Raw genomic sequence first — 8,281 nt, 5'->3', positions numbered from 1 at the left:
CTTCTACCTGGTGAACGCCCTGTTCAACACGGTCGACCGGAACACCACCGTCGGCGAAGTGGTCGAGAAGCCGGAAACCAAGGAAGAGACCAAGACCGCGTCCGCGGACGACGCGGCCGAGAAGCCCTCCGGTGACGAGAGTGCCGGCGGTGACATTGCTGCCGGTGAGCAGAAGTACGCTTCCTGTGCCGCCTGCCACGGCGCTGACGGCAAGGGTCAGGGTGGCGCCTTCCCGGTACTGACCGACATTCCGGCCGACGAGGCCGAGAAGAAACTGGCCGCCTACCGCGACGGCGATCAGGACTACCTCAAGTCGGTCGGCCTGGGTGACCGCTACGGCACCATGGCGCCGAACGCCGCCAACCTGTCCGACGAGGACATTGCCGACCTGGCCGCCTACATCGGCGACGCCTTCGGCGGTGGCGCCGGTGGTAACGGTGGCGGCGACGCGGCCGCTGATGCCGGCAACGGTGGTGGCGCGGTCGACGGCGACATCTCCGCCGGCGAGCAGGCCTACGCCAGCTGCGCGGCCTGCCACGGTGCCGACGGCAACGGCCAGGGCGGCGCCTTCCCGGTCCTGACCGAAATGGATGCCTCCGACCTCCAGAAGAAACTGGTCGCCTACCGTGACGGCGATCAGGACTACCTCAAGGAGCAGGGTCTGGGTGATCGCTTCGGCACCATGGCGCCGAACGCCGCCAACCTGTCCGACGAGCAGATCGCCAACCTGTCGGTCTACATCGCCGACGCTTTCGGTGGCACCAACAATGGTGGTGCGGCAGACGGTGGTAACGGCAACGGCGGTGCCGAGCCGGCCGCCAAGGCCGAACCCGCCGAGCCGGTGATCGTCGACGAGTCGCTGGTCAAGCAGGGCCGCGCCCTGTACTCCTCCTGCGCCATCTGCCACGGCGACGAGGGCGAAGGCGGCGAGCTGTTCGACGCACCCAAGTTGGTCGGCACCAAGATGGACCAGACCATCAACCTGCTGAAGATCTATCGCAAGGGCCAGGAGATGGGTCCGAACTCCTACGCGATGATCCCGCAGGCCAAGAACCTGACTGACGATGACATCGAGGCACTGGGCGCCTACATCGCGGTCATGGACAAAGAGGAACTGCCGGGCGAATCCGATGGAGACGCACCGGCTGGTGCCGCGGCCCAGTAAGGTCGCCGCCCGGGCCGCCATGTCGGCCCGAACGCAGGAACGACGCCGGCCTGAGGGCCGGCGTTTTGTTTGGGGGATGGGGTCTGCGCGCTGGTGGAGCCGCGGGCACTCTTTGGCAGGGGAGTCGCATGTTGTTCGAGGTCAAGGACCTTCAGGGGCAGAACGTGCCGCCGGTCTCGTTCGTGCTCAAGGGCGGTGAGGTGTTGACCGTGCAGGGCGAGTCGGGAGTCGGCAAGAGCCAGATGCTGCGTGCACTGGCCGATCTTTCGCCCCACGAGGGCGAGGTGCGTCTGGAGGGCGACGAGCAGCAGGCCATGCCGGCCACCGAGTGGCGGCGCCGCGTGGTGCTGGTGCCGGCAGAATCCGGCTGGTGGGCCGATACCGTGGCCGAACATTTTGCCGAGCGCCCGCCGGAGGAATGGTGGGGACGTCTGCGGCTCAAGCCTGCCCTGTGGGATGCCCCGGTCGAGCGCCTTTCCTCCGGCGAGCGGCAGCGACTGGCGGTGCTGCGCGCGCTGGTCCTCGAGCCGCGCGTGCTGCTGCTCGACGAACCGACCGCCAACCTCGACCGGAGCAATGCCCGCGCCATGGCCGACCTGCTGCTCGATTACGTCGACGAACACGGGGCGGCCGCGGTCTGGGTGAGCCACAATCCCGACGAGATCGCCGCGCACGACGGGCAGCGGCTCGAGATGACCCGTGAGGGAGGCGTCCTGCATGGATCTGTATAGCCTGACACCGTTCGACCTGATGCTGGCCGCCAGCCTCGTGCTGGCGCTCGGCGTGGTCCAGATCATCCTCGGGCTGGGGCTGTTCCGGACGCTCGCGTTCAACAGCGTGCGCATGGTGCTGCAGCTGCTGCTGGTGGGCGTGATCCTCAAGGCCGTCTTCGACGCCGCGAGCCTGCCCTGGGTGATGCTGATCGTGATGGTGATGCTGGGGTTGGCCGGGTACGAGGTGATCGCCCGGCAGAAGCGTCCCATTCGCGGGTGGCACGGTTACGGTATCGGTCTCGCGGCGATGAGCGCCACGGCGCTGATCGTGGCCATGCTCGCGCTGACCATGGTGATCGATGTCGACCCCTGGTACGCGCCGCAGTATTCCATTCCCCTGCTGGGGATGATTCTCGGCAACACCATGACGGGCATCGGCCTCGCGCTGAACAACCTGACGCAGACGGCCTGGCAGAGCCGGGGCGAGCTCGAGGCCCGCTTGATTCTCGGACACTCCGTGCGTGATGCCACCGCCGAGTTGCGCTCTGATTCCATGCGCGCCGGGCTGATCCCCACACTCAACATGCTGGCCGCCGCCGGTGTGATCAGCCTGCCTGGCATGATGACCGGGCAGATCCTTGCCGGCACCCCGCCGATCGAGGCGGTCAAGTACCAGATCCTGATCATCTTCCTGATCACGGCCGCCACCGGCTTTGGATCCCTCGTCGCCGTCCAGCTGGGCGCGCGTCGCCTGTTCGACGACCGCGACCGGCTGCGCTTGGATCGGTTGCGTAGCGGACGCTGATGGCCCCGGTGACTTTCTCCTCCCGTGTGTCGGCTGGCGCGAGTGCCGGGCGGGACGGCGAGTGCTCTGAAGCCGACCCGTCGGTGCCTCAGGCATAAAAAAACCCGGACCAGTCGGTCCGGGTTCGTCTGTGCCGTGTCGACGGCGAGACTTACAGGCTCTCGATGTACGCGCCCAGGTTCTCCATGTCGGCGTCCGACAGGCCAGCGGCGTTCGGCGCCATGATGGCGAAGTTCGAGCCGCCCAGATCACCCATTTCCTTCAGGGCGTCCTGGTTGCCGTTCTTGTAGTGGGCCAGTGCGGTGGCGATGTGATCGGCGCTCTTGCCGGTCAGCTTCGGGAACATGCCCTGGCCTTCGGCCTTCATGCCGTGGCAGGAAGCGCAGCTCTGCTCGTAGAGCTTCTTGCCGGCATCGGCGTCGGCAGCCAGTACCTGGCCGGAGGCGGCCGCGAGGCCGGAAGCGAATACGATCGCGGTCAGTTTTTTCATGAGGAACTCCTGAATCTCGTGTCGGTTAACCATCCGAGCCCACTCCAGCTCGGCTAACAAGTCGAATAAGCACGTTTCATGCCATTGATTTGTCGCCAGAAACCCGGCCAATAAACAAGGACTTGTCACCCTGCGGTTTTGCTGATGGCGGGTCGCCGTTGCAAGTTGCAAGGCGCTACCTGGCTTGCGCAACGTCGGTCAGGGTCAGCGGCCGTCGATGTAGTGGTGATCGTCGAACGAGATTACCAGCGACGGGCTGACCAGGGCCAGGGCGGTCATGATCATCCCGTTGATCACGCCCTCGGGGAAGGCGAGCAGCGGCAGAACCCGCAGGTAGTTGTTCCAGATGATGTCGAAGTCGTACAGACCCATCGCCATGACCAGCAGGGCCGTGCCTGCCCCGTGGACGATCACGCCCAGCACGGCGGAGAAGAACACGCCCACGAACAGGTAGATGAAGAAGTTCGGCGGCATCCAGCGCTGCGAGGCCCGGGTCATGCCGTAGGTGATCAGGGCGGGGATCAGCAGGGCCAGCACGAAATTCCAGCCGGCGACCGCCAGCCCGCCACCGAAGAACAGGGGCAGCAGCAGGGCGGCGACCAGCCCGGCGATCAGCGTCAGCTCCAGCCCGATCACCAGCGTGACGGTGGCCGCGCCGAGAAAATGCAGGGTCAGTCCGGGCATCAGGGTGGCCTTGAGCGACCACATGCCGAGCAGGAACAGCACCGCCAGCGCGACCAGGTTGAGCCGCCACGGGGCGTTGCGCAGGGCTTCCCAGGGCGCGGCGCGCGCGGCCCACAGGACGGCGACGGCGGTCAGCGCCCAGCCGATGCCGGCCAGCATCAGGGGGATGAGGTGATTCGGTAGCGTCATGCCGGTGGTCCCGTTGTGCCGTGGACGATGAGTGTAGCGCCGGTGCGGGCGATGTCACCCAGGCTTGCTAGGGTTTCGGGTATCGCCGCCGCCCCTGCCTATCAACTGGGCTGATGTGGTATTGGTATGTTATATAGTAATGGTCCAGCCATGCCAGTCGAACAGGAGGCAATATGAGCGACCAGCCCGCACCCAGCCAACGCCTGCCCCACATGCCGGTCTCGATGTTCGCGATCGTCATGGGTCTTGTCGGCCTGACCCTGGTGCTCCAGCACGCCGAGCGGGTCTGGGGCCTGCCCTCCGTCATCGCGCTCGTCTCGGTGGTGATCGACATCGTCGTGTTCGCCGGCATCGCGGTGGCCTACCTGCTCAAGTGGCTGCGTCATCGTGAACAGGTGGTCGCGGAATTCAACCACCCCATTCGTCTCAGCTTCTTCCCGGCGATCTCGATCGGCCTGATCCTGCTGGCCACGGCCACGCATACGATCTGGCCGTCGCTGGCACTGGCCTTCTGGGGAGTGGGCGTGGCGCTGCACCTTCTCCTCACCTTGACGATCCTGAGCCGCTGGATGCACCAGTCGCACTTCGAGATCCAGCATTCCAATCCGGCGTGGTTCATCCCGATCGTCGGCAATATCCTGGTGCCGCTGGCCGGGGTGCCGCTGGGATTCGAGACGATTTCCTGGTTCTTCTTCAGCGTCGGTCTGGTTTTCTGGCCGGTGCTGCTGACGATCCTGATGTATCGCTATTTCTTCCACGCGCCGATGCCCGGCAAGCTGATGCCGACGCTCTTCATCCTCATCGCGCCGCCGGCGGTGGGTTTCATCTCCTGGCAGTCGCTGCATCCCGGACAATCGCTGGATGACTTCGGTCGCATCCTGTTCAGCTTCGGGCTGTTCGTGACGTTGCTGCTCGTCTGGCAGTTGCGTCACTTCATTCGCCTGCCGTTCGCGCTGTCCTGGTGGGCCTATTCGTTTCCCGTCGCGGCGATTACCGTCGCGACCATGCAGATGTCGGCACTCACCGGCAATGCCTTCTGGCAGGGACTTTCGATCGTGCTGGTCGTCGCCCTGATGGTGTTGATCGCCCTGCTGCTGTTCATGACGCTGCGTGCCGCCGGCCGAGGGGAGATCTGCCAGCCGGAATAGGGGGCATATCGTCCCGGCTTGGGGGGCGGTTCCCGATGATTTATGCTTTGAGGCTTCCGCCCGGGATGGGGCGGGTTCCGAAGGAACCTCTGCACAGATGCGATGCCGCTCTGCGCCGAGGTTCCCTCATCAATGCGTTACACGGGATGGTTGCCTCATGGCCCAAGCGTCTTTCTGGATACACCTGCATGCCCTGGCGGTGGTGCTGTCGCTGACCGGCTTCGTCGTTCGCGGCATCTGGATGCTCACCGACTCGCCGAAATTGCGGAAGAAGTGGGTGAAGATCACTCCGCACGTCGTCGACACGGTGCTGCTGGTCAGCGCCCTGGTGGCCGCCTGGCTGCTGTTCTGGCAGCACGGTGTGCATCCGAGCTTCATTACCGTCAAGATCGTCGGCCTGATCGTCTACATCGGCCTGGGGCTGGTCGCCCTGCGCTTCGGCCGTACGCGTGGCTTGCGGGCCAGTGCCTGGGTGCTCGCCATCCTGGTGTTCCTGTATGTCGCCGCCGTCGGCGCCGCCCACACGCACTCGCAGCTGATGGACGTGCTGCCGGCCTGGGTGACCTCGGTATGAGTGCGCAGCCTGTTGTCGGCGTGATCATGGGGTCCCAGTCGGACTGGGAGACCATGCAGCATGCCTGCGAGACCCTCGAGTCGCTGGAGATCCCCTTCGAGGCGGAGGTGGTCTCGGCGCATCGCACCCCCGACAAGCTGTTCAGCTACGCCGAATCGGCCGTCGGTCGCGGACTGAAGGTCATCATCGCCGGGGCCGGCGGGGCGGCGCACCTGCCGGGCATGGTCGCGGCCAAGACCCGCCTGCCGGTGCTGGGCGTGCCCGTGCAGTCCAAGGCCCTGTCCGGCATGGACTCGCTGCTCTCCATCGTGCAGATGCCCGCCGGCGTGCCGGTGGGCACGCTGGCGATCGGCCGATCGGGGGCCGTCAACGCCGCCCTGTTCGCCGCAGCCACGCTGTCCAACGAGGACGCGGGCCTGGCCGAGCGGCTCGACGCCTGGCGCGAGCGGCAGACGCAGGCGGTACTGGCCCGACCGGAGCCGGGAGAGGTCTGAGCCGTGACGGTGACGAACGACAACTGCGAAATGCCGCGGGCCAAGGGCGAGCCGGGCGGGCTGCACATCGGCGTGATCGGTGGCGGCCAGCTGGGTCAGATGCTGGGGCTCGCTGGCGTGGCCATGGGCCACCGCTTTACCTTTCTCGATCCGGCCTACGAGCCGCCGGCCGCGTCGATCGGCCGGCACATCCGGGCCGAGTTCGACGACGCCGAGGCCCTCGAACAACTGGCCGTGGAATGCGACCTGGTCACCCTCGAGTTCGAGAACGTGCCCCTGGCGAGCGCCGAGGCGGTGGACGAGCGCAATTGCCTGATGCCCGGTCCGCGGGCCTTGGCCGTCGCCCAGGATCGTCTCGAGGAAAAACAGTTCTTCGAGGGACTGGGGCTCGGTGTCGCCCCCTGGGAGCAGATCGACTCGGTCCGGGACATCGTCCGGGGCGTGAAGCACCTGGGTGGTGCTTCCATTCTCAAGACCCGCCGTTTCGGTTACGACGGCAAGGGACAGGTGCGGTTGGCCGACTCGGCCCACGCCGCGCACGAGGGTGGGCCCGGCAACCCGGGCGAGGCGGCGTCCGCCTGGGAGGCGATCGCCGGGGCACCGGCCGTGCTGGAGAAGATGATCGACTTCGAGCGCGAGGTGTCGATTGTCGCCGTGCGCAGCCGGACCGGCGAGATCCGCTTCTACCCCCTGGCGACCAACACGCACCGCGCGGGCATCCTCTGGCAGACCGTGATCGCCGACGACGAGCCGCTGCAGCACGAGGCGGAAGCCGCCGCCCGACTGGTGCTGGAAAAACTCGAATACGTCGGCGTGCTGGCGATCGAATTCTTCGTTCGCGACGGTCACCTGCTGATCAACGAGATGGCCCCGCGCGTCCACAACAGCGGCCACTGGAGCCTGGGCGGCGCGCGCACCTCGCAGTTCGAGAACCACATCCGCGCCATCCTCGGCTGGCCGCTGGGTGACACCGCGCCGGCCGGGGCGGCGGCAATGCTCAACCTGGTCGGGCGCATGCCGGATCCCGAGGCGGTGCTTGCCGTGCCCGGCTCGTCCTGGCACGACTACGGCAAGACGCCGCGTCCGCGCCGCAAGTTGGGTCATGTCACCGTGACCGCGCCTGACCACATCACGCTCGAGTCGCGGCTCGATCGCCTCAAGACCCTGATCGCGCCGCCCGACGCGGCGTGATCGGTGACTTGCGGGTATCGGGTGCCAAAAGGAGGTGAGCGACACATGATTTTCCCGACCCTTCGTTCCGTCCCGGCCACCCTCGGCATTACCGGCCTGTGCCTGTTGTGGACCGTCCCGCTGTCCGCCGCCAAGGTCTACCAGTACACCAATAGTGCCGGCGAGACGGTGTTCACCGACGAGCCCACCGAAGGTGCGACGGTGCACGAGGTCGAGTCCGCACCAGTGATCCCCATGAAGCCGGTGGAGACCCCCGAGGTGCTCACGGCGGACGACTTGCATCGGCCCGAGCCGGCCGAGCCTCGCGGACAGCCCAGCCAAGAACTGTCGGCGGGGCAGCCGGCCGACGTGGAGTCTGCGCCGGCGGGCGACGCCTCCGGGACCGCGCCTGGAAAATCCGGACAGGCCGACAAGGCCGAAAGTCCTGAAGAGTCCGAGGATCCGCCGGGGCAGTATTACGACCATTTCGAAATCGTCGATCCGGCGAATGGGGAGGCGGCCAGCCGCCTGAAGGGCACGATCACCGTCGAGCTTGCCCTCCAGCCGGCGCTGCGCGAGGGCGACCGGATATGGATACTGTTGGATGGTGAGCCAAAGGTGAAGGATTCGGGCGGACGCCGGCATCTCGTCAACGGCCTGACCTCTGGCAAGCACGAGATCACCGCCCAGATCAGGCGGGACGACGAGGTCATCCGCGAGGCCCAGCCGGTGCGATTCACCTTCCACGCGCCTGACCAATGACGGGGCAGTCGTCTATCCTTCTGCACTAGAACGGTGCATCTGGCAGTCGGTCGCACGTGGCCGGCTGCCATGTCCGCGCGGGCGAGC

The 8,281-nt window shown here is 66.5% G+C and carries 10 protein-coding genes; 8 read left to right on the top strand and 2 right to left on the bottom strand.

Features of this window, described 5'->3' with window-relative positions; genetic code table 11:
* The 3 genes from ACESL5_RS07085 to ACESL5_RS07075 form a co-directional block, all read left to right on the top strand.
* On the top strand, positions 1-1,165 hold a 1,165-nt coding region (locus tag ACESL5_RS07085; RefSeq protein WP_372592078.1), incomplete at its 5' end, for a c-type cytochrome.
* A 128-nt stretch (positions 1,166-1,293) separates the two neighbouring features.
* A complete protein-coding gene (locus ACESL5_RS07080; protein ID WP_372592077.1) occupies positions 1,294-1,896 on the top strand; it encodes an ATP-binding cassette domain-containing protein in 603 nt (200 codons plus the stop codon).
* The gene (locus tag ACESL5_RS07075; protein ID WP_372592076.1) at positions 1,883-2,683 is read left to right on the top strand and encodes an ABC transporter permease; all 801 of its coding nucleotides are present in this window, start codon (positions 1,883-1,885) and stop codon (positions 2,681-2,683) included. Before ACESL5_RS07080 ends, ACESL5_RS07075 begins: the two co-directional genes overlap by 14 nt.
* A 151-nt stretch (positions 2,684-2,834) precedes the next feature.
* Here the strand turns inward: ACESL5_RS07075 and ACESL5_RS07070 are convergent, their stop codons facing one another.
* Both ACESL5_RS07070 and ACESL5_RS07065 read right to left on the bottom strand, forming a co-directional pair.
* Positions 2,835-3,173, bottom strand: a complete 339-nt coding sequence (locus tag ACESL5_RS07070; RefSeq protein ID WP_372592075.1) for a c-type cytochrome — start codon at positions 3,171-3,173, stop codon at positions 2,835-2,837.
* A gap of 204 nt (positions 3,174-3,377) precedes the next feature.
* Positions 3,378-4,046 carry an energy-coupling factor ABC transporter permease gene (locus ACESL5_RS07065; RefSeq protein WP_372592074.1) on the bottom strand — a complete coding sequence of 223 codons (669 nt, stop codon included), beginning with the start codon at positions 4,044-4,046 and terminating at the stop codon, positions 3,378-3,380.
* A 173-nt stretch (positions 4,047-4,219) separates the two neighbouring features.
* On the opposite strand from ACESL5_RS07065, the gene ACESL5_RS07060 reads away from it, so the two are divergent.
* The 5 genes from ACESL5_RS07060 to ACESL5_RS07040 all read left to right on the top strand — a co-directional run bounded on the left by ACESL5_RS07060 (position 4,220) and on the right by ACESL5_RS07040 (position 8,194).
* On the top strand, positions 4,220-5,194 hold the full coding sequence (locus ACESL5_RS07060; RefSeq protein WP_372592073.1) for an SLAC1 anion channel family protein: 975 nt from the start codon (positions 4,220-4,222) through the stop codon (positions 5,192-5,194).
* A gap of 157 nt (positions 5,195-5,351) precedes the next feature.
* Positions 5,352-5,768, top strand: coding sequence for a SirB2 family protein (locus ACESL5_RS07055; RefSeq protein WP_372592072.1), 417 nt, complete (start codon positions 5,352-5,354; stop codon positions 5,766-5,768).
* A gap of 26 nt (positions 5,769-5,794) precedes the next feature.
* Positions 5,795-6,262: a 5-(carboxyamino)imidazole ribonucleotide mutase gene (purE, locus tag ACESL5_RS07050; protein ID WP_372592082.1), complete on the top strand. Its 468-nt coding sequence runs from the start codon at positions 5,795-5,797 to the stop codon at positions 6,260-6,262.
* 3 nt (positions 6,263-6,265) lie between these two features.
* Positions 6,266-7,453, top strand: coding sequence for a 5-(carboxyamino)imidazole ribonucleotide synthase (locus tag ACESL5_RS07045; protein ID WP_372592071.1), 1,188 nt, complete (start codon positions 6,266-6,268; stop codon positions 7,451-7,453).
* 45 nt (positions 7,454-7,498) lie between these two features.
* Positions 7,499-8,194 carry a DUF4124 domain-containing protein gene (locus tag ACESL5_RS07040; protein ID WP_372592070.1) on the top strand — a complete coding sequence of 232 codons (696 nt, stop codon included), beginning with the start codon at positions 7,499-7,501 and terminating at the stop codon, positions 8,192-8,194.
* The last annotated feature ends 87 nt before the right edge of the window (positions 8,195-8,281 follow it).

Origin of the sequence: Guyparkeria sp., assembly GCF_041687595.1 — a bacterium.
Taxonomy (GTDB): Bacteria; Pseudomonadota; Gammaproteobacteria; order Halothiobacillales; family Halothiobacillaceae; genus Guyparkeria.
The sequence above is the reverse complement of the archived record's forward strand: the minus strand, read 5'-3'. Positions and strand labels throughout refer to the sequence as shown.

Coding starts and splice junctions, on each gene's coding strand:
- ACESL5_RS07080 (WP_372592077.1), top strand. CDS start 1,294: ATGTTGTTCGAGGTCAAGGACCTTCAGGGGCAGAACGTGCCGCCGGTC.
- ACESL5_RS07075 (WP_372592076.1), top strand. CDS start 1,883: ATGGATCTGTATAGCCTGACACCGTTCGACCTGATGCTGGCCGCCAGC.
- ACESL5_RS07070 (WP_372592075.1), bottom strand. CDS start 3,173: ATGAAAAAACTGACCGCGATCGTATTCGCTTCCGGCCTCGCGGCCGCC.
- ACESL5_RS07065 (WP_372592074.1), bottom strand. CDS start 4,046: ATGACGCTACCGAATCACCTCATCCCCCTGATGCTGGCCGGCATCGGC.
- ACESL5_RS07060 (WP_372592073.1), top strand. CDS start 4,220: ATGAGCGACCAGCCCGCACCCAGCCAACGCCTGCCCCACATGCCGGTC.
- ACESL5_RS07055 (WP_372592072.1), top strand. CDS start 5,352: ATGGCCCAAGCGTCTTTCTGGATACACCTGCATGCCCTGGCGGTGGTG.
- purE (WP_372592082.1), top strand. CDS start 5,795: ATGGGGTCCCAGTCGGACTGGGAGACCATGCAGCATGCCTGCGAGACC.
- ACESL5_RS07040 (WP_372592070.1), top strand. CDS start 7,499: ATGATTTTCCCGACCCTTCGTTCCGTCCCGGCCACCCTCGGCATTACC.